The following is a 26838-nucleotide window of genomic DNA, read 5'->3' as shown; positions in this document are numbered from 1 at the left end:
CCGCGAGCGCCGCCATTCAACGATCGGTTACCTCAGCCCGATCGACTATGAGCAGCAGTTCATTTCTGCCCGTACACTCACCCCTGTGAACCCCTGATCGGTGTCCACGAAATCGGGGGAACCCCACAGGCGATCGAGGAGGGCTTCATCCTCGATGTGCTGAGGAACTACACCAACTACAAGCTGGCCTTCCGCCTGGCCCACAACGGCGCCAGCTACGACGAGGTGCAGGTCGAGAAGACCGCCGCTCTCAAGAAGATCATGGGATGGGTCAGGCTCCATCCCTACAACATTTCCCAGAAGGTGCAGATTGTCGTCGAGCACTTCCTGGAGTTCATCGCCCCTCTCCTCGATGGCACCGCCAAAGCAATGGTGGTTGTAGCCAGCCGTCTGGAGGCAGTGCGCTGGCAGCTCGCCATCGAGAAGTACATCAAGGAGAAGGGCTACTCCATCGGCACCCTGGTGGCCTTTTCGGGCTCGGTGAACGACAAGGAGAGTGGGCCAGACGATTTCACTGAGACCAGCACCGCCCTCAACCCCGGCCTCAAGGGCCGCGACATCCGCGAAGCCTTCAACACGGGCGAGTACCAGATCCTGCTGGTGGCCAACAAGTTCCAGACCGGTTTCGATCAGCCGCTGCTCTGCGGCATGTACGTGGATCGCCGCCTGGCCGGCATCCAGGCCGTGCAGACCCTCTCCCGTCTGAACCGGTGCCACCCCGGGAAGGAGGACACCTTCGTGGTGGATTTCGTGAACGAGCCTGACGAGATCCTCGAAGCCTTCAAGACCTTCTACGAAACGGCCGAGCTGGCAGGCACCACCGATCCCAACTTGGTCTTCGACCTGCGGGCCAAGCTGGACGCTGGCGGCTACTACGACGACTTCGAGGTGGAGCGCGTGGTGAAGGTGGAGCTGGACCCCAACGGAAAGCAGAGCGAGCTCGCCAAAGCCCTCGAACCTGTGGCCGACCGCTTGCTCAAGAAGTTCAAGGCAGCCCAGAACGCCCTCTCGGTCGGGAAGGAGCTGGGGGATGCCTCAGCCATCAAGGAAGCCGACGACGAGCTGAACGCCCTCACCTTGTTCAAGAGCGACATGGGGGCCTTTCTGAGGCTCTACACCTTCCTTTCCCAGATCTTCGACTACGGCAGCACAGCCGTGGAGAAGCGTTCGATCTTCTACAAGCGTCTGTTGCCCCTGCTTGAGTTCGGCAGAGAACGGGAAACCGTGGACCTCTCGAAGGTGGTGCTGACCCACCACAGCCTCAGGAACCTGGGCCGGCGAAACCTGCCGCTGGGTGAAGGTGAGGCCGAAAAGCTCCAACCCATGACCGGTGCTGGTACTGGCCAGGTTCAGGAGAAGCAGAAAGCCTTGCTCGATGAGATCATCGCCAAGGTCAACGACCTGTTCGAGGGTGAACTGACTGACGACGACAAGCTTGTGTACGTCAACAGTGTCCTGAAGGGCAAGCTGCTCGAATCCGAACTCCTGCAGCAGCAGGCAGTGAACAATACAAAGGAACAGTTCGGGAACTCTCCTGATCTGCAGAGCGAGCTGACGAACGCCATCATCAATGCCCTCGACGCCCATGCTGCGATGAGCACCCAGGCCCTAAACCAGCCGGCGGTTCAAGCTGGGTTGAAAGACATCCTGCTCAACTATGCAGGTTTGTGGGAGGGACTTAGAAAACGAGCTTCCGAGCAAGCCGACAGATGAGCCTGTGCAATTTACTGTTTGGAATAGTGCGGAGGCACCACTAGAAAAAATCAATTGCCAACCAAGCCTGATCAGTTGTTAATCGTCCGGTTGCCACAGTCCGGAGCTTGGCTGATGTCCAGCAAGCATTTTGTGTTCGTCTACTACGAGAGGGGAAGTACTAAGAAGAAGACGGGACGATACGGGTTTCTGGTCGAGATTGGATTGGAGCTGTTGTCACCATAATTTCTGGTCTGCATAGAGACCCCGGCGCCAACAGGTAGGAATGTAAAGTTGTGAACATTGGAGGGCATGAGTCTCGTTTGATAGTAAATTTGAAAGTCTTGCAACATGGGTTATGGAGGAGCCGAGAAAGTTTGGTCCCCGGTCTGGACCCCCCGGATATGGCCCTGTCTTGCTTTTGATTGGATTCTTGGCTGCTGCTGGTTATTGGGCTGCCTACAGGTACGACCCTGGCTTTGATCCCGACGGAGAGAAGGGACGTCGCAACTTGGAGAGGGCAAACAATGCCTTGCGACAGCTTGAATGTGAGCAGATGGGATACAAGTTTAATTCGGCTGACATGGATGACTGTGTTGATCGGCTTGAGCAAGAGGACGGTGAAAGCACTCCCTGACTGCACTGCATGGGTAGTACAAAAAGGTATTCTTTCTTATCTTTCCATTGCTACAGTTCGTCTCTGAAGTGCGAAGTGCCAGCCCCCCAATGCCCTCCCCATCAATGAATAGACGCCGCGCTTGCGGCCGAGAGTTCAAACAAAGCCAGGGTCGCAATGCAGGCGATTGGTGCTCGCTGATGGCAGTGTCTCGACCAGATCTCCCGAAGCCACTCACCCTTGGAGCGTCTTTGGAGGGGCTGACTTAGTCTAGTCCGGCAAGGTCGTCTTCGTCCTGCTCGTAGTCACGAGGGTCGAGTCGAGCGTGATAGGCCAGGACTGATGCCATTGAGATCTGACCAGCCTCCAAGGTGCCAATACGGTCCATGAGCTGCTGCAGAAGCTCCTTCATTTCGGGGAGTATGCCTACAACTTCCAAGATCTCCGCAAGTCCCCCGTCCACGCGTCGACCCATTAGGCGCTGATCATCTTGCAGTGACGACCAACCCATCGTGAATGCCTCGCGGGTGCCCATGCCCTCGGAGCGCACGGTCTCTTCAATGGCTTCGTGGCTGGCGCCGAACTGCCGGCGCATACGTGCAATTTCGTTAAGGAGATTGGTGAACAGCTTGGCAATGGCTTGGAGCGTTTGCTGAAGCCAGTCAGGTCCAGAAGTGAATGGCTCGTAGTTCATTGAAGTTCCTCGTCAGTATTGAAGGGATCAAGAGAGTTGGTATCTGTATCTCCGAACATCGATGCCCTAACCTCGGCTGTTTCAAGCTGTATACGGCAGACGTTGTTGTACTTTTCTACTGCAGCTACTGGAATCAGGCCATCTCTCAACATATCCCGAATCCCTCTGTCTAATACTTCGCCAGCGAGTGCTGCAAGGTTGCGCCTCTCAGCAGTGGCCCAAAATTTCAACAGGTAGTAGAGACCATGAGATAGTGAAACCTGTACCCGCGGAAGCTTTTCCGGGGGAGGCGGCTCCACAGATGACGAGAGATCAGCGAGGGTAGATGTATAGGCCTCAAAAAAATGTTCGGCGTCTTTGCGCGCCTTATCGGATATTTCGCCTCCCAGAATGTAAGGCCCATCCATTACCTGTAGTGGATTACACAACAGGTTTTCGTAGAACCTTTTCTGAAGAAGCCCAAGCACGGCGTTCATGTTTGACCTGTCCGGCTCGCCGGATGAGTCAGTAGCTGCTTGCGGTGATGAGGGCGAGCTCTTTGGCGGCTGTGGTTTCGGCATGGGGGGGTAGGCCTGCAGATCCTCTGAGGCTACCATGTCTTGCGCACTGTTGCCTAGATGACTAATACGGGCAACGAAGACACCCCAATAAGGCTCTGTAGCTCGTCTCCCTGTCGCCTGCTCGTTGCGCAAATGTCTGCAGGGGCCCATCAGGCGAGACCCTGGGGGCAGTGCCCGGTCTCGCCCCCTTTGGCTTGCAGGGTGGCGTTCTTCTCACCCCGGCCTGGGCAATGTCTCTGATGCCCTGCTTGCTCCCGCACCACGTGCCGACCGCGAGCCTGTCCCAGGGGGCGTCGGCGTGCTCAGGTGCGTTGGAAGAGGTGCCCTAAGTGTGGAGGGCTGTCGGACTTAACCCCCCCCGCCCCCGGTGGGCTCCAGCTACTGGTGCAGGCATCTGAGAACTGGCAGGCAATGCCCTCCCCCTTCGACCCAGCGACGCGTCCGCCCGATGCCGATTGATTTTGCTCAGGCGCGACGGGTTTGGAGCCATCCTGGCTCTCGCCAGCTCTCAGGCTTCCATCTGAGTGTTCAGAACTCCATGTCCTGACTGGCCTTTTGCTTGTCTCATGCCAGGCTCCCAAAGCACCCGCGCTACCAAGCTGCGCCACGCCCCGTTGTGGCCAGCTTACGGGCTGAAAGATCCGGTAAGACTTTGGCGCCATGGAGGTCACGACCTGGTCGCCCGGGCTCGCTTGTCTGGGGACATCCCGTTCAGGGACGTCCTCACGACACCTCCAACCATGACCCTCCTTCGCACCCTGCGCGCCGCCGCCCCCGGTGGCCTCGGCCGCGCGGCCCGGCTGGCCCTCGCTGCGGGTCTGCTGCTGCCCCTGCTCATCCCCGCCCAGGCCCGCGCCTTTGGACGGGGCTGGCATCCCGGCTACCGCCCCGTGCCCGTGCAGCAATGGCAGCCTGGCCCTGTGCAGCGTCCCCTGCTCCCCGTCTCGCGGCCGCAGGTGATCTACGACTATCCCGCCGGCCAGGTGTTCGCGGCCCAGCCCGTCTTCAACAGCGTTGAGGAGCAGGCCCGCCGCTGCAACCAGGGCCGGCTCGTCGGCGGCCTGATGGGCGGCGGCGCCGGCTACGTGCTGGCCAAGGGCAACGACCGGGTATGGGCCACCCCCCTGGGCGCCCTGCTCGGGTCCCAGATGGGCTGCAACGCTGTTCAGGGCAGGGCTCCCCTGCCCTGGTGAGATCAGCCCTGGTGAGCGCAGCCCAGGTGCGGCCCGGTTCAGCTGGCGACGGCGATGCAGTCGATCTCCACCCGGGCCCCCTTGGGCAGGGCCGCCACCTGCACGCAGGCCCGGGCCGGGGCCACCCCCGTGCCGAAGCGCTCGGCGTAGATCGCGTTCACCCGGGCGAAATCGGCCAGGTCGGCCAGGAACACGGTGGTGCGCACCACCTCCCGCGGGCTGACGCCCGCCGCCGCCAGCACCGCCTCGAGGTTGTCGAGCACCTGGCGGGTCTCCGCCTCCACATCGCCGTCGCCCACCATGGCCCCGGTTTCGGGGTCGAGGGCGATCTGCCCGGAGCAGAACACCATCCCCCCGGCCTTCACGGCCTGGTTGTAGGGACCCACCGGGGCCGGGGCGCCGCTGGTGTTCACGGCTTCGGGCTGCAGCGCAGTCGCGCTCCCGGCGTTTGCGGACCCGGTGGTTGTGGTGACGGTGTCGGTGCGCTCCGGGCTCGGCATGGCTGGCTCCAGTGGGGAGCAGAGCCTATGGCTGGGGAGGACGGCGCCGGCAGGACTCACAGGCACGACTCAGCAGCGCCGCAGCAGCAGCAGCGTGCAGTCGTCGTCGAGGTCGGCTCCACTGTTGAAGCGGTGCAGGTCGCTGCGAATCGCGTCGAGAATCTCGGGCAGGTGCCGGTGGTGATGCGCCCGCAGCAGCTGCTCGCAGCCTGCGAGACCGAACGGCTGGCCAGCGGCGTTTTCCGCCTCGGTGATGCCGTCGGTGTAGCTGAACAGCAGATCGCCCGGCTGCAGCTGCGTTTCGCTGTTGGCGTAGCTGGCCTGGCGGAAGACCCCCGCCAGCGGACCGCGGGGCAGGGGCAGGTCTGCCACCTGCCCGCCCGTGACCAGCAGCGGCGGGCAGTGGCCGGCATTGGAGTACACGAGACGCCCCGTGGCCGGATCCAGAAAGCCGCAGAAGAGGGTCACGAACAGGCTGGTCTCGTTGCCGTCGCAGAGGCTGGCGTTGAGGTTCTGCAGCAGCGCCGCGGGGTCGCCTGCGTTCATGGCCAGGCTGCGCAGCAGGCCGATCGTGCGCGCCATCAGCAGGGCGGCGCTGACGCCATGGCCCGACACGTCGCCGATGCACACGAACAGGCGCCCATCAGCCACGAAGAAGGCGTCGAACAGGTCGCCGCCCACGCTGGCGGCGGGTTCCACCAGGCCGCACACCTCCAGATCCTCCCGCTCCGGAAACAGCGGTTCGGCCAGGGGCAGCATCCCGGACTGGATCTGCCGCGCCAGATCCAGTTCCCTGCGCAGATGCTCCAGCTCCAGCCGCTCGCGCAGGGCCTCCAGCGTCAGCCGGTTGGCGGTGCGCGCCCGCTGGGTGAGCCCCCGCATCAGGTTGCGGGCCACCCCGGGGAGGGGAACCAGATGCCTCCAGAAGTACGGCCCCTGCAGGCAGAGCACCCCCGCCTCACGCTCGCAGCGCACCAGGGCCGACACCGGCTGCTGATCGATGGCGGAGAACTCGCCGATGCACTCCCCGACCGCCACGGGAATGCGCTGATCCGAACGCGCTTCGGGGCTGAGGTAGACCATCAGCTCCCCGGAGAGCAGCACGTAGATCGTGTCGTTGGGTTCGCCCGGGCGCAGCAGGTCGGTGCCGGCGCCGAGGCGCCGCACCTCGCAGCGCTCGAGCCGGCGGGCGAGCAGATCCTCCTCCACACCGCTGAACAGGGGAATCCAGCGGTAGCCCCGCCGGGGTGATGGGGAAGGGGCCAACGGGGCGGGATCGCTGCTCAGGATCGCGGTGACCAGTGCATCTCGATACTTAGTTCATTGCGGTCCTCCAGCACCCGGTAGGCCATGCCATCGGTGTAGGCGCGCACCAGGCGCAGGCCGAGCCCACCCGGACTGGCTTCACCCAGGCTGGCCGGCAGGGGCTTGTCGCTGGCCACGACAGGGTCGAAGGGAACGCCGGCATCGCTGATCACGAGCCGCACGCCGGCGCCGGCGTCGGCGGTGATGGCGTCCAGCCGCAGCCGGATGTGCTGGCGGGCCACGGGGGTGCCGCCGTGCTCCAGCAGGTTGGCCAGCACCTCGTTGAGGCACACCTCGAGCCGGTCGATCTGCTCGGCCGGCACGGCCAGGCGCTCTCCCCGCTCCTGCAGCCAGGCTGAGGCGCGCCGGATCTCCAGCGGTTCGGCCCGGATCTCCAGGGAGCTCACCCGGCCAGGGCGTCCATGGCGGCGGCCTCGTCGTGGCACACCGGGATGATCTCGGAAACCCCCACGGTGTCGAGGGTGCCGCGCACCACGGTGTTGTCCCCCAGCAGCAGCACCAGCTTTCCGCCCTTCTGCTCGAGCGCCTTGGCGCTGTGGATGATGCAGCGCAGGCCCACCGACGCGAGGAAGGACACACCGGTGAGATCCACCAGCACCTTCATCGGCTTGCTTGCCGCCAGCGATGTGAAGCGCATCTCGATCTCGCCGACGCCCACCATGTCCAGGCGACCGGCGAGGCGGATGCGCCGCAGGTCCTCGGCCAGATCCTCGTGCTCGATGGAAGTGGTGCTCATCGGAGCCGGTGCGGCTGGACACTGGCCCGAACCGTAGCCGCGATGCAAGGGCGCGATCCGTTGCCGGCAGGTCCCTGTCGCCCAGGACACATCAGCCGGCCAGCGCCGTGGCCAGCTGGTTGGTGGTGAGCAGTCGCTGGGCCAGCTTGCGGGCCACCAGGCGGTGCAGCAGCAGCGCCGCCCGCGGCTCCTCCTGCTCCAGGGCCGCCAGCCGCCGCTGGGAGAGCCGCAGCGCCCTCACCACCTCCTCGCAGATCCCCGAAGCGCTGGTGGGCGTGCCCAGATAGAAGCCGATCTCCCCCACGCAGGTGCCGGGATCCATCGTGCGCAGCCGCAGCGGAGCGGCCTGCGGGGATTCGCGGCGCCCTGCTCGATGACCGTGCTGCCGGCCGGGAAGCTCACCGGTTCGAACTGCTCCAGCAGGCGGGCGAGGGCGCCGCGCTCCGCCTCGCCGCTGAGGTCGCCGGGCTCCACCAGGGCCGCCGGCTCCGGGCTGTCTTCCGTGGCGTGCAGGGAGAGCAGCTCGTTCTCGCAGAACTCCAGGCCGAGGTCCAGGTCGCTGAACCAGTCGCGGCTCTTGCGATCGCCCTGCAGGATTCCGGAGCGTTGCAGCAGCCTGCGGGTTTCTCGCGCCTGCACGGCGCCGATCACCACCCCGCCCAGCAGGGTGTTCCCGACCCCTTCCGCCAGGGCGCCGGCGAGGGAGCCGGAGAACAGGAGCGCCCCGAAGGAGATCTGGGTGAGGGCGGAGAGGCTGCCGACCGTCACTCCCGCAGCCACCGTGGCCGGCAGTCGCTTCTCCAGGGACGGCCAACCGCGAAGAGGGTTGGGACGCATGCCACGGTTCGAAGCGCCCCGAACCTAGGTGGCAGGGGAGCGCCAGTCATCCTTGCTGCGGCGCAGTCGGGCCAGCTCAGCGCCGTTCTGTGTTCTGAGAAACAGGTTGGTGGCCCGCTCGCTGGCGATGGTGCTGGGGATCGTGGGCAGGCCCCGCCGCCGCCGCTCCACCACCGCCGCCAGGCGATCGCGGATCTCGCGGTCGCCGGGCCGCTCGGCCGCGGCCCAGCGCAGGTTGGCCTCGGTGTATTCGTGGGCGCACCACACCCGTGTGGTCTCCGGCAGCGCGGCCAGGCGCTGCAGCGAGGCGTGCATCTGCTCCGGTGTGCCCTCGAACAGCCGGCCGCAGCCGCCGGCGAACAGGGTGTCGCCGCAGAACAGATGGCCGCTGGCCGGCAGCCAGTAGGCGATGTGCGCCCGGGTGTGGCCGGGCACCTCGATCACCTCCACCGGCTCGCCCAGCAGCTCCAGCCGATCGCCGCCGGCGACGCCGCGGGTCTGCAGGGGGATGCGCTCGCGGTCGGCCGCAGCGGCGATCACCGCCGCCCCCGGCCAGCGGCGCAGCAGCCCAGGGGCTCCGCCGATGTGGTCGCTGTGGTGGTGGGTGTGCAGGATCGCCTCCAGCTCCAGGCCCCGCTCCTCGAGGGCCTGCTGCACCGGCCCGGCCACGGCCGGATCCACCACCGCGGCCCGCCGCCCGCGCTGCAGCACGACCACGTAGTTGTCGTGCAGCACGGGAATCAGCCACACCTGGAGGGGTGTGCCGGCGGAAGCGGCCGCGGCGGTGGCGTCGAAGGTCAGCGGTCGCATCGTCGCAGCGGTCGCATCGTTACAGTCCGCACAGCGGCCCCGCTCCATGATCGCCGCCGACGTTCCGTGATGAGCGCACCGATCACCGTGGCCCTGGCCAAGGGGGCCCTGCTCAAGGATGCGGTGCGGCGCTTCGCGGCCGCCGGCCTTGACTTCGCGGCGGTGCTCGAGCCCGGCAACCGCCAGCTGATGGTGCCCAGCGTCTGCGGCCGGGCCCGGGCCCTGCTGGTGCGCAATGCCGATGTGCCGGTGTACGTGGCCTACGGCCAGGCCCAGCTCGGCGTGGTGGGCTACGACGTGCTGCGCGAACACCAGCTGCCGGTGGCGCAGCTCGTGGATCTGGGCTTCGGGGGCTGCCGCATGAGCGTGGCGGTGAAGGCCAGCAGTCCCTACCGCCGCGCGGCCGACCTGCCCGCCCACTGCCGCATCGCCAGCAAGTTCACCCGCTGCGCCGAGGCCTACTTCGCCGCCCTCGACCTGCCGGTGGAGCTGATCCACCTGGCCGGCTCGGTGGAGCTGGGGCCGATCACCGGCATGAGCGAGGCGATCGTCGACCTGGTGGCCACCGGGCGCACCCTGGAGGAGAACGGCCTGATCGCCATCGAGGACCTCTTCCACTCCACCGCCCGGCTTGTGGGCCACCCCCTGGCCCTGCGGCTCGATGACGGCAGTCTGCAGGCCATCGTCGACCGGGTGGCCGCCAGCGGCGGCAGTCCCGCCCGCGCCGCGGCCGCGCCTGCGCTGAGCACCAGCTGATGGCGTCCCTGGATCTCCAGCGGCTGCGCCGCCTGCTGCCCTATGTCGCCGGGGACCGGCGGCGCCTGCTGCTCACCCTGCTGCTGCTGATCCCGGTGGCGGCTGCGGCGGCGGTGCAGCCCCTGCTGGTGGGACAGGCGATCGCGGTGCTGCGCGGCGAACCCACCCTGCCCTGGCTGCAGGGGCTGGCGGTGCCTGCGGCCCTGCGCCTGCTGGTGCTGTCGCTGCTGGCGGCGGTGCTGGTGCGGCTCTGCCTGCAGGGCATGCAGGTGTACAACGTGCAGGCGGTGGGCCAGCGCCTCACGGCCCGCATCCGCCAGGACCTGTTCGCCCACGCCATGGCGCTGTCGCTGCGGTTCCACGACCGCACGCCGGTGGGCAAGCTGCTCACCCGCCTCACCAGTGACGTGGACGCCCTGGCCGAGGTGTTCGGCAGCGGCGCCGTGGGCGTGCTGGCTGATCTGGTCACCCTGCTGGTGATCGCCATCACCATGCTCTCGATCGAGTGGCGGCTCGGCCTGCTGCTGCTGGCGGCGCAGGTGCCGGTGGTGCTGGGCATGCTCTGGCTGCAGCGCCGCTACCGCCGCGCCAACTACCGGGTGCGGGAGGAGCTCAGCCAGCTCAACGCCGACCTGCAGGAGAACCTGCAGGGGCTGGAGGTGGTGCAGATGTTCCGCCGGGAGGCGGTGAACAGCCGCCGCTTCGCCGACACCACCGACCGCTACCGCCGTGCCGTCACCGGCACGATCTTTTACGACAGCGCCATCTCCGCCTTCATCGAGTGGGTGGCCCTGGTGGCGGTGGCCGCGGTGCTCGCCCTGGGCGGCACCATGGTGAGCAACGGTGTGCTGGGCCTCGGCACCCTCACCACCTTCATCCTGTTCTCCCAGCGGCTGTTCGATCCCCTGCGCCAGCTGGCCGAGCGCTTCACCCAGATCCAGGGCGGCCTGACGGCGGTGGAGCGCATCGGCGAGCTGCTCGAGCAGCCGATCGAGATCGACGACCTGCCGGAGGCGCAGCGCTCGCCCCAGGCCCTGCGCAGCGGCGGGCAGCGCCGCAGTGCCGGCGAGGTGATCTTCGAGAACGTGTCCTTCGCCTACCGCCCGGACGAGCCGATCCTCAGCGACCTCTCCTTCCGCATCGCCCCCGGCGAGCACGTGGCCCTGGTGGGGCCCACCGGCTCCGGCAAGACCACCGTGATCCGGCTGCTCTGCCGGCTCTACGAGCCCCAGCGGGGCCGGATCCTGCTCGATGGCGTCGACATCCGCGAACTGCCGATCGCGATCCTGCGCCGCCGCCTGGGGGTGGTGCTGCAGGACACCTTCCTGTTCAGCGGCAGCGTGGCCGACAACCTGCGCCTCGACGCCCCCATCGCCGGGGATGAGCTGCGCCGCCTCTGCCGCGACCTGGGGCTGGGCCCGCTGCTGGCGCGGCTGCCGGAGGGGCTCGACACCGAACTGCGCGAGCGCGGCGCCAACCTCTCCTCCGGGGAGCGCCAGCTGCTGGCGGTGGCGCGGGTGGCGATCCGCGATCCCTCGGTGCTGGTGATGGATGAGGCCACCGCCTTCATGGACCCCTCCACCGAAGCCACCCTCCAGGCCGACCTGGAGCGTCTGCTGCAGCAGCGCACCGCCATCGTCATCGCCCACCGCCTGGCCACCGTGGAGGCCGCCGACCGCATCCTGGTGCTGCGCCGCGGCCGCCTGATCGAAGAAGGCAGCCATCGCCAGCTGCGGGCCGCCGGCGGTCTCTACGCCCAGCTGGCCGATCTGCAGGAGCGCGGCCTGGCGGCCCTCTGAACCCGGTCGGCCAGCATTCAGCCGGGTGGCATCGGCAGCTGCTCCAGCCAGGGGCTGAGGCTCTCCGCCAGCCGGCCCGGCATCTGCAGCATCGGCAGATGGCCTGCCCCCTCCAGCACGGTCACCTGGTGGTCCCTGGCGTAGCCCGCCAGATGGCGCACGTAGCGCGGGGCCATGACGCCGTCGCGGCTGCCCGCCACCCACAGGCTGGGCACCTGCAGCTCGCTGATGATCCGCGGCAGGGCGCTGACGGCGCTGCGCCGCATGCTGCAGGCCAGCAGCCCCCGGGCCGCATGCAGGTCGGCCAGCAGGGGGCTGCGCAGGCCATCGGTGCCCGGAAGCCCCAGCAGCCAGCGGGGCCGCCAGCGCAGGAACAGGCAACCGCTGCGGCGCACCCGGGCGAAGGGCCTGGGCTGGTACACGCCCCCGCCGGCGGCGATCTGCACCACTCCCGCCAGCCGTCCCTCCAGCCGCTGGGCCGCGTGCAGGGCAATGCTGCCGCCGAGGGAGTGGCCGATCAGCACCACCGGGCCGTCGTGGCGCTGCAGGCACTGCTCGGCCACCCAGGCGCCGTAGCTGGCGAGGCTGGGCTGCAGTCCCCGCGGCCGGGGGGTCTCCCCGAAGCCCGGCAGGTCGGGGGCCCAGAACTGCCAGCGGGGCTGCAGCTCCCTGGTCAGCGGCCGCCACAGCCGCCCGGACAGCAGCCAGCCGTGCAGCCCCACCAGCAGCACCGGCGGCGGCGTGGGCGGGGTATCGCGGACCGGCGTCTCCATCGGTCAGGATCGTGCCATCCCGTCTGCGGTGCTGTGCTCACGGTGGATCTGCTCACCCAGCTCTACGGCCGTGGACATCGCCTCTGCGCGACTCCCAATCCCCGGCTCAGCCTGGTGCTCAGCAGCGAGCGGGAGATCGATCTCTACGAACTCGAGCAGCTCTGCGACGCCGTGGGCTGGAGCCGCCGCCCCCTGCGGCGCGTGCGCAAGGCCCTGGAGAACAGCCTGCTGCGGGTGGGGTTGTGGCGCCATGATCCGCGGCTGCCCCGGCTGGTGGGCTTCGCCCGCTGCACCGGTGACGGGGTGGTGGAGGCCACGGTGTGGGACGTGGCCGTGCACCCCCATTACCAGGGCGCCGGCATGGGCCGGGCCCTGATGGCCTTCGTGCTCGATCACCTGCGGGAGCTGGAGGTGGAGCGGGTGAGCCTGTTCGCCGATCCCGGGGTGGTGGGCTTCTACCAGGGGCTGGGCTGGGAACTGGAACCGCTGCAGCGCCGCTGTGCCTTCTGGTACGCCCCCTGATCCCGGAATCGGTAGTAGCGGTTCACCAGCACCTCGGCCGGTGCGCCCCGGCGCCAGGCGCGCCGCAGGCGTGCGTTGGCCAGGGTGGTGCGCCACACCCCCAGCCGCCGCCAGCGGCGGCCGTCGACTTCCACCGCCGCACCCAGGCTCGCCAGCCGTGCCCGCTGCCGCAGGCGCTGCACCAGATCGAGATCCTCCATCAGCGGCAGCGGCCGGATGCCACCCACCGCGTCGTAGAGCCTGCGGCTGAGCAGCAGCCCCTGATCGCCGTAGGGCAGCTGGCGCCAGCGGCTGCGCAGGGCCGCCCCCAGCTCCACCAGCCGCAGGGCGGGATCGTGGCCGTGGATCCCCAGATCGAAGAACCAGGCCCTCTCCCGGTGCTGCCCCCGGGCTGGGCTGCCGCGCCCGATCGCCGCCTGCACCCGCTCCGCCCAGTCCCGGGGCAGGCTCACGTCGGCGTGCAGGAGCAGCAGCCAGGGCGCCATCGCTTCGGCGGCCCCCAGGGCCAGCTGGCGGCCGCGCCCCGGCGGACTGCGCAGCAGCCGGGCCCCGGCCAGCTGCGCTACGCGGGAGGTGGCGTCCGCACTGCCGCCATCCACCACCAGCACCTCCTGCACCAGCTGCGGGCGCTGCGCGAGCTGGGCCAGCAGCCCCGGCAGCCGGCCGGCCTCGTTGCGGGCGGGGATCACCACGCTCAGCAGGGCCATCGCGGTTCAGCGCCAGGCCGCCAGATCGTCGGGCCGGTCGAGGTCGTGGCGCCGGCTCAGCCAGCGGGGCTCCAGCCCCAGGCGGCCTGCCGCCTGCGTGGTGTGCTCCAGCACCAGGGAGCTGCCCCAGGGGATGCCGCAGAACAGGGCCGGCCAGCAGCCGTTCAGGCCGATCAGCCAGTAGCCCCCGTCGCCGGCAGGCCCGAGCACCAGCGGCTGCGTCTCCAGGGTCCGGAAGGCCTGCACCAGGTCGCTGGCATCGAGCTCCGGCAGATCGCTGCCCACCAGCACCACCTGCTCCGCTCCCCCCCGTCGTGCCCGCAGCACCTGGCGCTGCAGGCGCACCCCCAGGCTGCCTGGCCCCTGCTCCACGCCCCGGTCGCAGCCCAGCTGCGCGACCCAGCGCCGCAGGGCCCTGGGGCCCACCCCCTGGCCGGCCAGCACCAGTTCGAAGGCCAGGCGTTGCCGCGCCTGGCGGGCCACGGCGCAGGTGTGGCGGCAGAGGCGGCCCTGCACCGCCGCCGCCCGGGGCCGTCCGATGCCGGCGGCCAGGCGGCTCTTGCAGCGGCCCGGGGCGGGCCAGCGCGCCATCACCACCAGCGTGCGGCCGCTGCTCAACCCTGCCGCGGCAGCTCGGCGGGCTTCAGGGTGATGGTGCGGCTCTCGTTGCCGCGCCGCACCACAACCGCCAGGTCCTGGCCCACCTCTCCCCGGTCCACCGCCAGCTGCACTTCCGAGGGGTTGCGCACCGCATCGCCGCCCACCTGCTCGATCAGGTCGCAGGGCCGCAGCCCGCCCCGGGCCGCGGGGCTGTTGGGCATCACGTCCACCACCACCACGCCGTTCACCTCCGGCAGCCGGCATTCGTCGGTGCTGGCGTTGATCTCCCTGGCCAGCTGGGGCGTGATCGCCTGCAGCCGCACGCCGATGTAGGGATGGCTGGCGTAGCCGCGCTCGAGGATCTGGGCGGCGATCTGGCGGGCCACATTGATCGGGATGGCGAAGCTCAGCCCCGCCCCGGGCGCCTGCCGGATGGCGGTGTTGACGCCGATCACCTGGCCGCGGTCGTTGATCAGGGGCCCGCCGCTGTTGCCGGGGTTCACGGCGGCGTCCGTCTGGATGTAGGGCACGCGCTGGCCCTCACCCACGGCGTTGGTGCGCTGGATGGCGCTGATGATCCCGGCGGTCACGGTGTTGTCGAGCCCGAGGGGGTTGCCGATGGCGATCGCCCACTCCCCTGGCCGCACCCGCCCGGAATCGCCCAGGGGCGCCACCGGCAGCTTGCTGGCCACCACCTTCACCACGGCCACGTCCGTGAGCGGGTCGGTGCCCAGCACCTTGCCGCTGAAGCTGCGCCCATCGGGCAGGGTCACCGTCACGTCGCTGGCCCCCTCCACCACGTGGGCATTGGTGAGCACCACGCCGTCCGAGCGGGTGATGAAGCCGGACCCCTGACCCTGCTGCTCCTGGATGGTGGGTCCGCGGCCGAACAGGCCGCCCAAGGGGTTGATCACCCGCTTGGTGGTGTCGATGCGCACCACCGCCGGCCCCACCTTCTCCACCGCCTCCACGATCACGTTGCTGCTGGCCTGGATCGGCGGCGCTGGCGGCGCATCGCTGATGCGCACCGTCTCGTTGCCGTTCTCGCCCGGCAGGCGCGGCAGGCCGGGGATCGTGCGGTTGCCGCAGCCGCCCAGCAACGCCAGCGCTGCGATCAGGCCGACCAGGCCGGCGCTTCGGGGGCTGGAAACGAGGCGTGGCATGGAGAACGCCGGGGTTCGGCTGGATGGTGGATTCCGCTTCATTAAAGACGCTTCACCGCGCCTCCTCTGCGTAGAGTTCGCCCCCCGGAGGGCTTTGGATCGGTGCAGCAGGACGACCAGCTGTGGCACCAGGTTCAGCAGACCCTCCAGGCCAACCTCAGCAAACCCACCTTCGAGACCTGGATCCGGCCGGCCCGGTGCCTGCGCTTCGACGGCCACAGGCTGCAGCTGGAGGCTCCCAACAGCTTCGCCTGCGGCTGGCTGCGCAAGAACTACCTGGGCACCATCGAGGCCGTGGCGGGTGAGATCGCCGGCTCAGCGGTGCAGGTGGAGGTGTCCGCGGCCAGCGGCGACGACGGCCTGATCCCTGGCGGCCAGGCCTCGACGGTCACCGCGGCGACCGCCCCCGCGACGGGCTCCGGCGGGCAGCCGTCCGGCACCGCGCCCCCGGCTCCAGGCCCTGCGGCGGCCGGCCGTCCGGTGGGCACGGGTCTCAATCCCCGCTACGTGTTCAACCGCTTCGTGGTGGGGCCCAACAGCCGCATGGCCCACGCGGCAGCCCTGGCGGTGGCGGAAGCCCCCGGGCGTGAGTTCAACCCGCTGTTCATCTGCGGTGGGGTGGGTCTGGGCAAGACCCACCTGATGCAGGCCATCGGCCACTACCGGCTGGAGATCGATCCCCAGGCACGGGTCTTCTACGTGTCCACGGAAACCTTCACCAACGATCTGATCCAGGCGATCCGCAAGGACGCCATGCAGAGCTTCCGCGACCGCTACCGCGCCGCCGATCTGATCCTGGTGGACGACATCCAGTTCATCGAGGGCAAGGAGTACACCCAGGAGGAGTTCTTCCACACCTTCAACGCCCTGCACGAAGCCGGCCGGCAGATCGTGATCGCCTCCGACCGCCCCCCCAGCCAGATCCCCCGCCTGCAGGAGCGGCTGATCTCGCGCTTCTCGATGGGCCTGATCGCCGACATCCAGGCGCCGGATCTGGAGACGCGCATGGCGATCCTGCACAAGAAGGCCGAGCAGGAACAGATGCGCCTGCCGCGGGAGCTGATCCAGTTCATCGCCGGCCGCTTCACCTCCAACATCCGCGAGCTGGAGGGGGCGCTCACCCGGGCGGTGGCCTTCGCCTCGATCACCGGCCTGCCGATGACCGTGGAGTCGGTGGCGCCGATGCTCGATCCGGTGGGTGTGGAGGTGGAGGTGAAACCCGACCAGGTGATGGAGAAGGTGTCGGAGGTGTTCGGCGTGGGGGCCGAGGAGATGCGCAGCGCCAGCCGCAAGCGGGCGGTGAGCCAGGCGCGTCAGGTGGGGATGTATCTGATGCGCCAGAGCACCGACCTCTCCCTGCCCCGCATCGGCGAGGTGTTCGGCGGCAAGGATCACTCCACCGTGATGTATGCGGTGGAGCAGATCGAGAAGAAGCTCAACAGTGATCCGCTGCTGGCCCGGCAGGTGCAGCAGGTGCGCGACCTGCTGCAGATCGATTCCCGCAAACGCCGCTAGGGCTCAGTTGCAGCCCTGCACCGAGATGCGGTAGCTGAAGCCCGTGGCTTCGGGGTTCTTGCTGGCGCCCACCTTGAAGTTCATCTGGCTGGCCTGCTTGCCAGGCACGGCGGGGAAGGGACCGAACATCCTGCCGGTGCCGATCGGGGGGCTCATCTCCTCGTCGATGACCTTCAGGCTCGACTCATCGCTGAATTTCATGAATCCCTCCACCGGATAGGTGGCGTTGGGATCGGAAGAGTTGGCGGTGAAGAAGAATTTGTAGCTGCTGTAGGGCTTGTCAACGATGAAATCGGTGTTCCAGTTGGTCTGGCCGATCAGCATGCCCAGAGGCATCACCCGGGGCCGTTCAACACGCTTGGAGACGATGTTGGTGCTGCCATCCCCGCCGACGGGCTGCAGGAAGGTGCAGGTTTCGGCCCGGGCGCCGCTGGCGCCTGCCCAGGGCAGACCGCAGGCCAGCACGAGCGCGGCAAGATGTCGTCCGGAAATGGGGTGCTGGGCCATGGATGCGGTCGGACGGACTGCCGGCAGGCTAGATCAGCGGCCTGGCCGGATCCAGGCCCTCCACTTCCCCTTGAAACACCCGGCTGGCAGTGATGTCCTCCGCTTCGATCGTCATCAGATCCAGCTTCGTCACCGCCGTGCCCATGCCGCTGAACAGGCGGTTGGCCTGGCGCATCCGTGCCCGGTCGATGGCGTTGCGGATGGAGCGGGCATTGGCGAAGAAGGGCAGCTGCATGCGCCGCTGGATGTAGTCGGCGAAGGCGGCGCGCGCTTCCTCGCTGAAGCGGTAGTTCTCCTCGGCCAGGATCAGCTGGGCGATCGCCAGCAGCTCCTCGGCGCTGTAGTCGGGAAAGTCGATGTGGTTGGCCACCCGTGAGGAGAGCCCGGGATTGCTCTGGTAGAACACATCCATGCGCTCCTTGTAGCCGGCGAAGATCACCACCAGGTCGTCCCGGTTGTTCTCCATCACCTGCAGCAGGATCTCGATCGCCTCGGCGCCGTAATCCCGTTCATTCTCGGGGCGGTAGAGGTAGTAGGCCTCGTCGATGAAGAGCACACCGCCCATGGCCTTCTTGAGCATCTCCCGGGTCTTGGGCGCCGTGTGGCCGATGTACTGACCGACCAGGTCGTCGCGGGTGGCGGTGACCACATGGCCCTTGCGCACATAGCCCAGCCCGTGCAGGATCCGGCTCATGCGTTCGGCCACGGTGGTCTTGCCCGTGCCGGGCCGGCCCGTGAACGACATGTGCAGGCTGGGGGGGGCCGTCTCCAGCCCCACCTGCTGCCGGGCCCGGTTCACCACCAGCAGCGCGGCGATCTCGCGGATCCGGGCCTTCACCGGCTTCAGCCCCACCAGCTCCCGGTCCAGCTGATCGAGCACCGCCTGCACCCCGGCCCCCTCGTAGGCCGCCCGCAGATCCACCGCGGCGGCGCCGTCAGCTTCGTGGCCCTGCTCCTGGGTCGGGACGGCGTCCGGGTCGGGGTGGCTCATCGCGCGGGGAGGCGGGCTGGAGGGGTCGGGTCAGGTGCTGGGGTCGGGGGCCAGGAGCCTGTCGATGGCGGTGGCGAAGTCGTGTTCGGACGGCCCCACGACGCCGCCGTCGGCCTCGGCCCGCAGGGTGAGGTTCACGTAGGTGCGCCCGAAGCTGATGTCGGGGAAGCGCTGCTCGGCCTCGCAGAGATCGTTGAGCCGCTCCAGGAAGTGGCGCGTCTGCGCGTACTCAGCGAACTCGATGCGCCGCTCCAGCCACTCGGCCTGCTCCGGCTTGGGGCGGGGGGTCCAGGGCTGCTCCATGGCTCGACCCTAGGCCAGCACTGGTGCGGCATCTCCCAGGCAGTCGGTGCGGGCGATGGCCAGCCGCGCCGCCCAGGCCTCGGCATGGGCCCGGTTGGCCTGGCGGTGCTGCGGCTCGCCGCTGGCGAGCGGGTGGGGCATCGTGCCGTTGATGGCGGCGTTGGTGACGCAGAACATCGCCTTCTGGAAGCTCTGGCAGATCTTCACCCGGATGTCTCCCTCGCCCCGGGCGCGCTGGCGATACCACTGGTGCAGGGGGGCGGGCAGATGGCGGTACATGTCCTGCATCAGCAGGCTGGGGGGAATGCCGGATCCCATGGTGGGCAGGGGGTCGGCGTAGAGGGCGCCGTAGGCGAAGCGGCCCTGGTCGGTGGAGATCTGGCGGGCCTGGGCGTTGAAGCTCACGGTGCCGAAGAACGGCGTTCCCCGCAGGAACACCGCCTCCACGTAGGGCACGGCCACATCCACCAGGAAGGTGAGGCCGGCCTCGGGGGGCAGCACCCAGAGCCGCTCGCCGCCGATCGTTACGGCATAGGTGATCGGAATGGCCGCGGCGGCCACCAGGCCATCCCTGATGAAGTCCACCACCCCCGGAATCGAGCGCACGCGCCCCTCGCGCTCGGCAGCGGCCAGGTCCAGGAACAGATCGCTCATCACCCGCCAGAACTGGCCCAGGGCGTGGGTGGTGGCGGCGCTGCGGATCAGCTCCGGCAGGAAGCTGGGCGCCAGCGGGTGGAGCAGCGCCAGCAGAGGGGCCCGGCGACGTTGACGGGCGATGATTGCGGCGCAGCTGGCGGCGAAGGCCTCGGAATCGAGGTAGGTGTGCAGGCCACCGGTGCCATGCCAGAGCATCGCCTTCATGCAGTATTCGGCATACTCGAAGTTGATGCGGTCGTGGTTGAGATAGGCCCAGATCTTTTCTGGTGTGATGTGCCCGTTGAAATACTTGAAAATCGGGAAAGGATTGAGGAACTGATGTTCCGCCTGATAGATGAGGTTGATGCTGTAGGCATCCAGCACCTCCCCGTAGCTCTCCAGCACCCCCACCACTTCCAGCAGATGGTCGGGGCTGTCGGCCAGCAGGGTGTGGCCGCTCAGCAGCCGCTGCACCAGCTGTTCGGCCGGCGGCATGCCGCCGTTGATGGTGAGATCGGCGGAAATGACGGGCATCAGCTCACTCCTCCTCGGATCAGGCTGGCCACCAGCACGGGCAGCTCCGCCATGGCCGTGCTGGTCGCTTCGCTCAGATGCCCCAGGCCGGCAGGCATCAGACCCAGCCCCACCACCCCCAGGGAGAGCCCCACTGCCGGTAACGTTTCGCGCGGTGCCACTGCCGGCAGCTGGATGTCGAGCCGGGCGTGCCGCAGCGGATCCTCCACCGGGGTGATCGCCAGGCGGCCGAAGAAGGCCCGGTTCACCAGCAGCAGGAAATACACCGCCGTGAGGCCGGAGCCCACCATGCACAGCAGGGTGGCCACCGGGAAGGCGACGATGCTGCCCCGGAAGACGAGAAACTCCGAGATGAACCCGGCCATGCCCGGCAGCCCGGCGCTGGCCATCACCGCCAGGATCATCAGGCTGCCGGTGAGCGGCAGGCCCCGCTCGGGATTGAGCAGACCCCGCAGCACCTCCAGATCGCGGGTGCCCGTCTTGCGGTACACGATGCCCACCAGCAGGAACAGCAGCGCCGAGATCAGGCCGTGGCTCACCATCTGGAACTCAGCCCCGAGCAGCGCCACCGGAGTGGCCGCGGCGGCGGCCAGCAGCACGTAGCCCATGTGCCCCACCGAGCTGTAGGCCACCATCCGCTTCATGTCGCGCTGGGCGATGGCGGCCAGCGAGCCGAACACCACCGAGACGGCGGCCCAGAGAGCCAGGGCGGGTGCCAGCCGCGACCAGGCCTCGGGGAACAGTCCCATGCCGAAGCGCAGCAGGCCGTAGGTGCCCAGCTTCAGCAGCACCCCTGCCAGCAGCACCGACACGGGCGTGGAGGCCTGGGTGTGGGCATCGGGCAGCCAGGTGTGGAACGGCACCAGCGGCATCTTGATGCCGAAGCCCACCAGCAGTGCCGCCAGCAGCACCAGCTGGCTGCCCATCGCCAGCCGCTCGCTGGTCACCGGCGTGAGGCTGAAGTCCACACTGCCGGTGAGCAGGGCCAGCCCCAGGAAGGCGCCCAGGATGAGCATGCCGGAGATGGCCGTGAAGATCAGAAACTTGGTGGCGGCGTAGGCGCGCCCGGCACCACCCCAGATCGAGATCAGCAGCCAGAGGGGAATCAGCTCGAGTTCGTAGAAGAGGAAGAACAGCAGCAGGTTGTCGGCCAGGAAGGCGCCGTTCACCGCACCGCTGATCAGCAGCAGCAGGGCGAAGTAGAGGCGCGGCCGGCGGCTGAATTCGCGGGTGCACACCACCGCCACCAGCGTCAGGGCGCCGTTGATCAGCACCAGGGGCAGCGACAGGCCGTCGACGCCCAGGCGGTAGTCGAGGCCGATGCCCGGCAGCCAGCTGTGGGCTTCGCGCAGCTGCAGGGCCGGGTTGGCGGGATCGAAGGGCCCCAGCAGCAGCAGGCTGGCGAGGATCTGTGCCGCCAGCACGGCGATCGCCCCCCGGCGCAGCTGCGCCGGGGCGGCCGTGACCGGCTGGAGCATCAGGGCGAGGGCGCCGGCAAAGGGGATCGCCAGCAGCAGCGAGAGCAGGGGCAGATCGGCCAGGTTCATGGCAGCACCTCCAGCGTCCCCGTCCACCAGCTGATGCAGGAGAGCAGCACCACGATCGCCAGCACCACGGTGAACACGTAGGACTGCAACTGGCCGCTGACGCTCAGCCGCAGGTTCTCGGCACTCTGCAGCGACAGCCGGCCGAGGCCGTTCACCAGGCCGTTCACCAGCCGTTGATCCACCCAGTTGGTGAGGCGTGCCGCCGCCGCCACCAGGGCCACCACGGTGGCGCGGTAGATCCGCTCGGTGTAGAAGTCGTGGGCGAGCAGATCCTGCATCCCGCGCAGGGGATCGACGATCGAACGGGAGCGGAACCGGTCGAGGGGGATCAGTCCCCCCAGCAGTGCTCCCGCCAGGCCGCTGGCCGTCACGGCCAGGCCCACCGGCAGGGAGAAGGAGGCGATGCCGGGCACCGGATCGATGCGCTGCATCAGCAGCGGTGTGAGCAGCACGACCACCGTGAGGCTCACCATCGGCAGGGCCATCAGCCAGTTCACCTCCGGCGTGCGGCGGGTCTTGGGCATGGGCGTCCCCAGGAACACCGACCGGAACACCCGGGTGAGATTCACGGCCGTGAGCAGGTTGGTGAGCAGGAACACGGCGGCGAAGGGCCGCGCCGAATGACTCATGGCTTCCACCGCCTGCCCGTAGCACCAGTAGCAGCCGATGGGCAGCAGGCCCACCAACCCCGCCGCCGCCGCCAGGTAGGCGGCCATGGTGGCGGGCATGCGCCGGCCGATCCCGCCCAGCTCGGTGAGGTCCTGGCAGTTGGTGGTGGCGATCACGCAGCCCACACTCATGAACAGCAGTGCCTTGGCCAGCCCATGGCAGAGCAGCAGCAGGAGGGCGATGCCGGGTTGCTGCAGGGCGATGGCCACGAACACCAGCCCGAGGTAGGAGGTGGTGGAGTAGGAGAAGGCCCGCTTGAGATCCACCTGGGCCATCGCCACCAGGGCGCCGGCCAGGGCGCTGATCGTGCCCACCACCAGCAGCACGTCGTTGGCGATCAGCGACAGCTGCAGCAGCGGCATCAGCTTCATCAGCACCAGGGCACCGGCTGTCACCACCACCGAGTTGCGCAGGATCGAGGCCGGGTTGGGACCCTCCATCGCCTCGTCCAGCCAGAGGTGCATGGGGAACTGGGCGCACTTGCCCATCGGCCCGGCGATCAGGCCCAGACCCAGCAGGGTTCCCGCCAGGGGGCCGATGCTGCCGCTGAGCTTCGCTTCTGCCGCCCAGCTGTAGAGGTCGGTGAATTCCATCGATCCCGACCAGGCCGCAAGCGCCACCACGCTCATCAGCAGCAGCACGTCGCCGACCCGCTTGGTGAGGAAGGCGTCACGGGCGGCGGTGACCACCAGCGGCTGGGCGTACCAGAAGCCCACCAGCAGGTAGGTGGACAGGGTGAGCATCTCCAGCAGGAAATAGCTGAGGAACAGGTTGCTGCTCAGCACCAGCCCGGACAGCGCTCCTTCGAAGAAGCCGATCAGCCCGAAGAAGCGGGCCAGCGACCATTCCTTGTCGAGGTAGCCCAGGGCGAACACCTGCGCCACCAGGCTCATGAACGTCACCAGGGCCAGGGCGGCCAGGGTGTACGGGGAGAGATCGAGGCCGATGCGCAGGTTGAGATCGGCCACCGTGAACCACGGCAGGGAGATGTGGTGTGGGCCGGTGAGCCCCACGTCACGCAGGGCCAGGCTGCCGTGCAGCACGGCCAGCAGGGTGACGAGGATGTTGATGTAGGCCGCCGGCCTCTGGCCGTTGCGGGGAAAGAGACCTGCCATCCAGGGGAGGGCCAGGGCCAGGCCGCTGAAGCCGTACAGCGGAATCAGCCAGGCCAGCTGCAGCGACAGGGGCAGGGAGGCGGGCAAGGGCAGCGGCGGAAGGGGTGCGGGAGGCGGTCGCCCCGGGGCCGGACTCTAGGAGTGAGCCCCCGGCCCGGGACCGCTTCAGCCCCCGTCAGCACTAAAACGTTGCCCGTTCCAGGTGGCGCTGCTGCACCACCCCCAGACTGCGCAGCCAGGTAGCCAGGTCCTCGGCGTGGTGCTGTTCGTCGCTCCAGAGCTGACGGAAGAAGGCCTCGTTCTGCTCGTCGCCCACCAGCAGGCAGAAGCGCACGGCCTCGGCGTAGAGGTTCACCAGATCCTCCTCCAGCACCATGTTCTGGCGCAGCAGTCCTGCCAGGTCGCCGGCGTGAGTCACGGGGCGCAGCTGGGAGGCGCCCGGCACCGCGTCCAGCGCCAGCATCCGCTGCACGATCGTTTCGGCGTGGCGCATCTCCTCCACCGTCTCCTGGCGGAAGCGCTGGGCGGCGTCGGCATCGCCCCAGGTCTCCGCCAGGGAGGCCTGGGTCATGTACTGCTGGACGGCGGTGAGTTCGAGGCTGAGGGCGCGTCCGAGGTAGCCCAGGACGCGTGGATGCACGGCGTCCATGGCGTTCACAGGCGGCGGGTGGCGCCGGTGCCTCGCAGGGCGGGTTCGACCTCGGTGTGGGGTCTGGCGATGATGTGGGCCGCCACCAGGCCGTCACCCACACGCTCGCAGGCATCGGCGCCGGCGCGCACGGCGGCGTTCACGGCGCCGGTCTCACCACGCACCAGCACGGTGACGTAGCCGCCGCCCACGAATTCCCTGGCCACCAGGGTGACTTCGGCCGCCTTGGTCATCGCGTCGGCCGCTTCGATGGCCGGTACCAGTCCACGGGTTTCGATCATCCCCAGGGCAATGCCCGGCAGCGCTGCCGGCGACTCGCCGCGGCTGGCGCCGGCCGAGCGGGTGGTGCCGCCGCCACCGGCACCGCCACCGCTGGCGCGCCGGCCGGCGCCGGCTGCGCTGCGCGTGGTCGAGCTGCGGGCTGCGCTGCGCGTGGTCGAGCTGCGGGCTGCGCTGCTCCGGGAGGTGCTGCTCCGGGCCGCGGTGCCCGCGGCGGCGGTGCTCGCGGCGCTGGTGCTGCCGCTGGCGCGCCGGCTGCCGGTGGTGGCCGGCCGGGTGGTCGTGGCGCGGGAGGCTGCCGTACGGGTCGTTCCGGTCCGGGCGCCGGCGGCGCGGCCGCTGCTGCCGCCGCGGGTGCTGCTGCTGCTGGCGGCGGGCAGGGCCCGGGCCGTGGAGCGCGCGGCAGGTGTCGGAGTCGGCGCGGCGGCGGCCGGCTCAGGAGCGGGCTGGGGGGCAGGGCCTGGGGCCGGGTCGGCTGCCGCAGGAGGTGTGGTGCCGGCGGGGGGAGTGGGAGTGGCGGCCATGGTGAGAGGGGTGGGGCGTCAGGGAGCTGGGGGAGGAGCGGGGGAGGCTGGCTGCAACGGGGGCCCTAGCCGTCGGGTTCCCAGAAATCGATGATTCCGCCGATGGTCAGGTCGGTGAGCACGTTCGGATCGGGGCAGGCGAAGCGGGCGGCGGACCCGCTGGCCGTGAACACCCAGTTGCCGGGGGATGCGCCCACGGGATCCACCGCCACGTTGAACTTGCCCTTGGGGGTGCGCAGCACCCGCAGATTGGAGTGATCGAGGCCACCCACCCGTTGGGTGCACACCAGGGAGCCGACCACCTGCATGATTTCCATCAGGAGCCGCCTCCGCTCAGCCGGGCGGCTTCGGCCTTGGCGGCGTCAGGATCCCAGTGATCGATGATGCCCACGATCGTCAGATCGCTGGGATACGACTTGCTGCCCGCCGCTTCACGGGCCGCGGAGCTGCCCACGCAGATCACCCAGTCCCCGGGGATCGCCCCCACCGCATCCACGGCCACCTTCTGGGTGCTGCCGTCGAGCACCACCTGCAGATGCTTGTGCTGGAAATCGGGGATGCGGTTCGTGGACACCAGCGGTTTCACCACCTTGCAGATCAGCATCTCTCAGTGCCCTCCTGCGGTCGCGAACGTGATCGTGGAACCTATCGTCTCGGCCGGGGTGTGCCGGTCCTGGTCCCGCACCGTCAGCAGGGCGTGCAGCAGGCCCTGCTGGAAGAGCTCGCCGTAGCGGGCTTCGATCGCCGCCTGCACCCGCTGGCAGTGGCGCACGGCGCGCTCCCGCGCCCCGGGCACCTGGCCGTGGTAGTCGAAGCGCACCACCACCGGCACGGGCAGGCCCCGTGACACGTTGAGGCCTTTGAAGATCTTCACGCCCACATCCAGGTCGGCAGCTCCTTCCTCCACGGTGTCCATGTAGGCGAAATAGGTGAGGTTGCGCAGATGGATCTCCTTGAAGCCGATGCCCACGCCGATGAAACGCTCGGCATGGCCGTCGTCGCTGTAATGGCCACCGTGAACGTCGCGCACATAGTCGATCTGGGAGATGTTGTTCTCCAGCAGACGGCTAACCAGCTTCACCATCCCCGGGTCGGGTGACGCCGCGGCGTGGTCGCGCACCAGGGATTCGATGCGCTCCCGGGCAGCTCCGGGAGCCAGACCGCGGGTGGCGTCGTAGACGTCGCGGGCATCCAGCCAGTGCTCCAGGTGGGTGCTGCCATCGAGCCCCGGAACATGAACGCGAATCGCATCGGTGTCGGTGTCGATGCCCATCAGCAGCAGGTCCACCGAGGCACCGCAGCAGAAGCTGTTCTCCACGGCCTGCTGGAAGTCGCGCAGGCGGGCCAGGCCGCAGGAAGCGGCCAGCGCGTCATCGCTGCCGTGGGCGGCGCAGCCCTCGTGGGCGGGGTCGAGGGAGCTGAAGTGGTACAGCACCACCTTCAGGTAGCGGGTGGGCTCGTGGGCGGCGTTGGGCACTCCCTCCCGGTAGCGGCCGTGCTCGGTCTTCACCCAGCGGTTCACCGTGTTCTCCACGTCGAACAGGGCGCCGGCATGGGGGCGGCGGCGCACCGAGCTGTAGGGAAGCCGGAGGGCATAGGCGATCGCATGGGCCAGCCGCCCGTCGGCGCAGGGGGTGATGTCCAGCAGATGGAAGCCGCAGGACAGCAGGAAGGCGTTGAAGTCGTCCGCGGCGGTGCTGGCCGGCTGGCCCCCCAGCGGATCGTGCTGGAAGAAGCCGGCACTGGTGTGCTCGTAGGCCTCGAACACGCACCAGGCGAACAGGGTGCGCATGTCGAGCTGGCTCACCCAGGCCGACTCGAGGATCGGCAGGGGCAGTTCGTGGCCCAGTTCCGCCAGCGCCAGCGCCTGCGCCTGCTGCACGAAGCCGTCGTCGTGCTGCAGCGCCGCGATGCGCTTGAGCACGGGCACGATGCGATCGAACCGGTGCTTCACCTCCTGGTCGTAGGTGCGCAGGGCGGTGTTGGCGGCGGTGTTGGTGAGGGGGTGCATTCCCGCGGGCGGGGCGGGAATCCTGGTGGCTGCAGGCCCGGCCGCACCGTCGCGGGCACGGCGCAGGGGCTGGTTGCGGGCCGGGCCGGGGCTGCCCAGGCTGCGGGCCTGCTGATAGGCAGCCCGGGCCCGGGTGCCACGCAGGGCGCCTGGGGTCGGGGAGGGCTCAGTGGCGCCACCGGGTGCCGGGGCGTCGGCAGCCGCTCCCGGCCGGCGGCGGGGCGCCGTGGGAGCGAGGGGTGGAGTGGCGGCAGCCGGACGTCGGGGCATCGGC

At 68.8% G+C, this 26838-nt stretch carries 30 protein-coding genes; 6 read left to right on the top strand and 24 right to left on the bottom strand.

Annotated elements, in window-relative coordinates; all coding sequences use genetic code 11:
* The first annotated feature begins 225 nt into the window (after window positions 1-225).
* A complete protein-coding gene (locus KBY90_RS10010; protein ID WP_254968450.1) occupies window positions 226-1713 on the top strand; it encodes a UvrB domain 3-containing protein in 1488 nt (495 codons plus the stop codon).
* 860 nt (window positions 1714-2573) lie between these two features.
* On the opposite strand, the gene KBY90_RS10005 is transcribed toward KBY90_RS10010, so the two are convergent.
* Both KBY90_RS10005 and KBY90_RS10000 read right to left on the bottom strand, forming a co-directional pair.
* Window positions 2574-3002: a hypothetical protein gene (locus KBY90_RS10005; protein WP_254968449.1), complete on the bottom strand. Its 429-nt coding sequence runs from the start codon at window positions 3000-3002 to the stop codon at window positions 2574-2576.
* Window positions 2999-3478 (bottom strand): hypothetical protein, encoded by a 480-nt coding sequence (locus KBY90_RS10000; RefSeq protein WP_254968448.1) that lies wholly within the window; start codon window positions 3476-3478, stop codon window positions 2999-3001. Before KBY90_RS10000 ends, KBY90_RS10005 begins: the two co-directional genes overlap by 4 nt.
* An 824-nt stretch (window positions 3479-4302) precedes the next feature.
* Between KBY90_RS10000 and KBY90_RS09995 the strand changes: the two genes are divergently transcribed.
* Complete coding sequence (locus KBY90_RS09995) at window positions 4303-4755, top strand: glycine zipper 2TM domain-containing protein (protein ID WP_254968447.1); 453 nt, start codon at window positions 4303-4305, stop codon at window positions 4753-4755.
* 38 nt (window positions 4756-4793) lie between these two features.
* Here the strand turns inward: KBY90_RS09995 and KBY90_RS09990 are convergent, their stop codons facing one another.
* The 7 genes from KBY90_RS09990 to gloB form a co-directional block, all read right to left on the bottom strand.
* On the bottom strand, window positions 4794-5255 hold the full coding sequence (locus tag KBY90_RS09990; RefSeq protein ID WP_396122561.1) for a RidA family protein: 462 nt from the start codon (window positions 5253-5255) through the stop codon (window positions 4794-4796).
* Window positions 5256-5324: 69 nt separating this feature from the next.
* Window positions 5325-6521: a PP2C family protein-serine/threonine phosphatase gene (locus KBY90_RS09985; RefSeq protein WP_254968446.1), complete on the bottom strand. Its 1197-nt coding sequence runs from the start codon at window positions 6519-6521 to the stop codon at window positions 5325-5327.
* A 17-nt stretch (window positions 6522-6538) separates the two neighbouring features.
* Window positions 6539-6967, bottom strand: a complete 429-nt coding sequence (locus KBY90_RS09980; RefSeq protein WP_254968445.1) for an ATP-binding protein — start codon at window positions 6965-6967, stop codon at window positions 6539-6541.
* Window positions 6964-7317, bottom strand: a complete 354-nt coding sequence (locus tag KBY90_RS09975) for an STAS domain-containing protein (protein ID WP_254968444.1) — start codon at window positions 7315-7317, stop codon at window positions 6964-6966. Before KBY90_RS09975 ends, KBY90_RS09980 begins: the two co-directional genes overlap by 4 nt.
* A 91-nt stretch (window positions 7318-7408) precedes the next feature.
* Window positions 7409-7558, bottom strand: coding sequence for a hypothetical protein (locus KBY90_RS09970; RefSeq protein ID WP_254968443.1), 150 nt, complete (start codon window positions 7556-7558; stop codon window positions 7409-7411).
* On the bottom strand, window positions 7555-8154 hold the full coding sequence (locus tag KBY90_RS09965) for a hypothetical protein (RefSeq protein WP_254968442.1): 600 nt from the start codon (window positions 8152-8154) through the stop codon (window positions 7555-7557). The genes KBY90_RS09970 and KBY90_RS09965 overlap by 4 nt, the downstream gene beginning before the upstream one ends.
* Before the next feature lie 24 nt (window positions 8155-8178).
* Window positions 8179-8964, bottom strand: a complete 786-nt coding sequence (gloB, locus tag KBY90_RS09960; protein WP_254968441.1) for a hydroxyacylglutathione hydrolase — start codon at window positions 8962-8964, stop codon at window positions 8179-8181.
* 69 nt (window positions 8965-9033) lie between these two features.
* Here gloB and hisG point away from each other — a divergent pair, with 69 nt between their 5' ends.
* Complete coding sequence (hisG, locus tag KBY90_RS09955; protein WP_254968440.1) at window positions 9034-9720, top strand: ATP phosphoribosyltransferase; 687 nt, start codon at window positions 9034-9036, stop codon at window positions 9718-9720.
* Entirely contained in the window at window positions 9720-11519 is a 1800-nt protein-coding gene (locus KBY90_RS09950) for an ABC transporter ATP-binding protein (RefSeq protein WP_254968439.1), read from the top strand. Before hisG ends, KBY90_RS09950 begins: the two co-directional genes overlap by 1 nt.
* Window positions 11520-11536: 17 nt before the next feature.
* Here the strand turns inward: KBY90_RS09950 and KBY90_RS09945 are convergent, their stop codons facing one another.
* A complete protein-coding gene (locus KBY90_RS09945; protein ID WP_254968438.1) occupies window positions 11537-12292 on the bottom strand; it encodes an alpha/beta fold hydrolase in 756 nt (251 codons plus the stop codon).
* Window positions 12293-12325: 33 nt separating this feature from the next.
* Between KBY90_RS09945 and KBY90_RS09940 the strand changes: the two genes are divergently transcribed.
* Window positions 12326-12814 carry a GNAT family N-acetyltransferase gene (locus KBY90_RS09940; RefSeq protein ID WP_254968437.1) on the top strand — a complete coding sequence of 163 codons (489 nt, stop codon included), beginning with the start codon at window positions 12326-12328 and terminating at the stop codon, window positions 12812-12814.
* On the opposite strand, the gene KBY90_RS09935 is transcribed toward KBY90_RS09940, so the two are convergent.
* From KBY90_RS09935 to KBY90_RS09925, 3 genes are read right to left on the bottom strand one after another with little or no spacing between them, the layout of a single operon-like run.
* Window positions 12748-13521: a TIGR04283 family arsenosugar biosynthesis glycosyltransferase gene (locus tag KBY90_RS09935; RefSeq protein ID WP_254968436.1), complete on the bottom strand. Its 774-nt coding sequence runs from the start codon at window positions 13519-13521 to the stop codon at window positions 12748-12750. The two genes, KBY90_RS09940 and KBY90_RS09935, sit on opposite strands and share 67 nt — an antisense overlap.
* Window positions 13522-13527: 6 nt before the next feature.
* The gene (locus KBY90_RS09930; protein WP_254968435.1) at window positions 13528-14139 is read right to left on the bottom strand and encodes a TIGR04282 family arsenosugar biosynthesis glycosyltransferase; all 612 of its coding nucleotides are present in this window, start codon (window positions 14137-14139) and stop codon (window positions 13528-13530) included.
* On the bottom strand, window positions 14136-15284 hold the full coding sequence (locus KBY90_RS09925; protein ID WP_254968434.1) for a trypsin-like peptidase domain-containing protein: 1149 nt from the start codon (window positions 15282-15284) through the stop codon (window positions 14136-14138). Before KBY90_RS09925 ends, KBY90_RS09930 begins: the two co-directional genes overlap by 4 nt.
* A gap of 102 nt (window positions 15285-15386) precedes the next feature.
* Between KBY90_RS09925 and dnaA the strand changes: the two genes are divergently transcribed.
* Window positions 15387-16799: a chromosomal replication initiator protein DnaA gene (gene dnaA, locus KBY90_RS09920; protein WP_254968433.1), complete on the top strand. Its 1413-nt coding sequence runs from the start codon at window positions 15387-15389 to the stop codon at window positions 16797-16799.
* Between the two features lie 3 nt (window positions 16800-16802).
* Here the strand turns inward: dnaA and KBY90_RS09915 are convergent, their stop codons facing one another.
* From KBY90_RS09915 to KBY90_RS09865, 11 genes are all read right to left on the bottom strand, one after another.
* Complete coding sequence (locus KBY90_RS09915; protein ID WP_254968432.1) at window positions 16803-17306, bottom strand: hypothetical protein; 504 nt, start codon at window positions 17304-17306, stop codon at window positions 16803-16805.
* Between the two features lie 28 nt (window positions 17307-17334).
* Window positions 17335-18297, bottom strand: coding sequence for a CbbX protein (gene cbbX, locus KBY90_RS09910; RefSeq protein WP_261353210.1), 963 nt, complete (start codon window positions 18295-18297; stop codon window positions 17335-17337).
* A gap of 30 nt (window positions 18298-18327) precedes the next feature.
* Window positions 18328-18600 carry a 4a-hydroxytetrahydrobiopterin dehydratase gene (locus KBY90_RS09905; RefSeq protein WP_254968431.1) on the bottom strand — a complete coding sequence of 91 codons (273 nt, stop codon included), beginning with the start codon at window positions 18598-18600 and terminating at the stop codon, window positions 18328-18330.
* A gap of 9 nt (window positions 18601-18609) precedes the next feature.
* The gene (locus tag KBY90_RS09900; RefSeq protein WP_254968430.1) at window positions 18610-19770 is read right to left on the bottom strand and encodes a CO2 hydration protein; all 1161 of its coding nucleotides are present in this window, start codon (window positions 19768-19770) and stop codon (window positions 18610-18612) included.
* Complete coding sequence (locus KBY90_RS09895) at window positions 19770-21317, bottom strand: NADH-quinone oxidoreductase subunit M (RefSeq protein WP_254968429.1); 1548 nt, start codon at window positions 21315-21317, stop codon at window positions 19770-19772. The genes KBY90_RS09900 and KBY90_RS09895 overlap by 1 nt, the downstream gene beginning before the upstream one ends.
* Window positions 21314-23188, bottom strand: a complete 1875-nt coding sequence (locus KBY90_RS09890) for an NAD(P)H-quinone oxidoreductase subunit F (protein WP_254968428.1) — start codon at window positions 23186-23188, stop codon at window positions 21314-21316. The genes KBY90_RS09895 and KBY90_RS09890 overlap by 4 nt, the downstream gene beginning before the upstream one ends.
* A gap of 94 nt (window positions 23189-23282) precedes the next feature.
* Complete coding sequence (locus KBY90_RS09885; RefSeq protein WP_254968427.1) at window positions 23283-23750, bottom strand: ferritin-like domain-containing protein; 468 nt, start codon at window positions 23748-23750, stop codon at window positions 23283-23285.
* Window positions 23751-23755: 5 nt separating this feature from the next.
* Window positions 23756-24553 carry a BMC domain-containing protein gene (locus tag KBY90_RS15100; protein ID WP_396122560.1) on the bottom strand — a complete coding sequence of 266 codons (798 nt, stop codon included), beginning with the start codon at window positions 24551-24553 and terminating at the stop codon, window positions 23756-23758.
* A 65-nt stretch (window positions 24554-24618) separates the two neighbouring features.
* Window positions 24619-24870: a carboxysome peptide B gene (locus tag KBY90_RS09875; RefSeq protein ID WP_254968426.1), complete on the bottom strand. Its 252-nt coding sequence runs from the start codon at window positions 24868-24870 to the stop codon at window positions 24619-24621.
* The gene (locus KBY90_RS09870) at window positions 24870-25157 is read right to left on the bottom strand and encodes a carboxysome peptide A (protein ID WP_254968425.1); all 288 of its coding nucleotides are present in this window, start codon (window positions 25155-25157) and stop codon (window positions 24870-24872) included. Before KBY90_RS09870 ends, KBY90_RS09875 begins: the two co-directional genes overlap by 1 nt.
* A 3-nt stretch (window positions 25158-25160) precedes the next feature.
* Window positions 25161-26834, bottom strand: coding sequence for a carboxysome shell carbonic anhydrase (locus tag KBY90_RS09865; protein ID WP_254968424.1), 1674 nt, complete (start codon window positions 26832-26834; stop codon window positions 25161-25163).
* Window positions 26835-26838: the final 4 nt, after the last annotated feature.

Source organism: Cyanobium sp. CH-040, from assembly GCF_024346135.1.
Classification (GTDB): domain Bacteria; phylum Cyanobacteriota; class Cyanobacteriia; order PCC-6307; family Cyanobiaceae; genus NIES-981.
The sequence above is the reverse complement of the archived record's forward strand: the minus strand, read 5'-3'. Positions and strand labels throughout refer to the sequence as shown.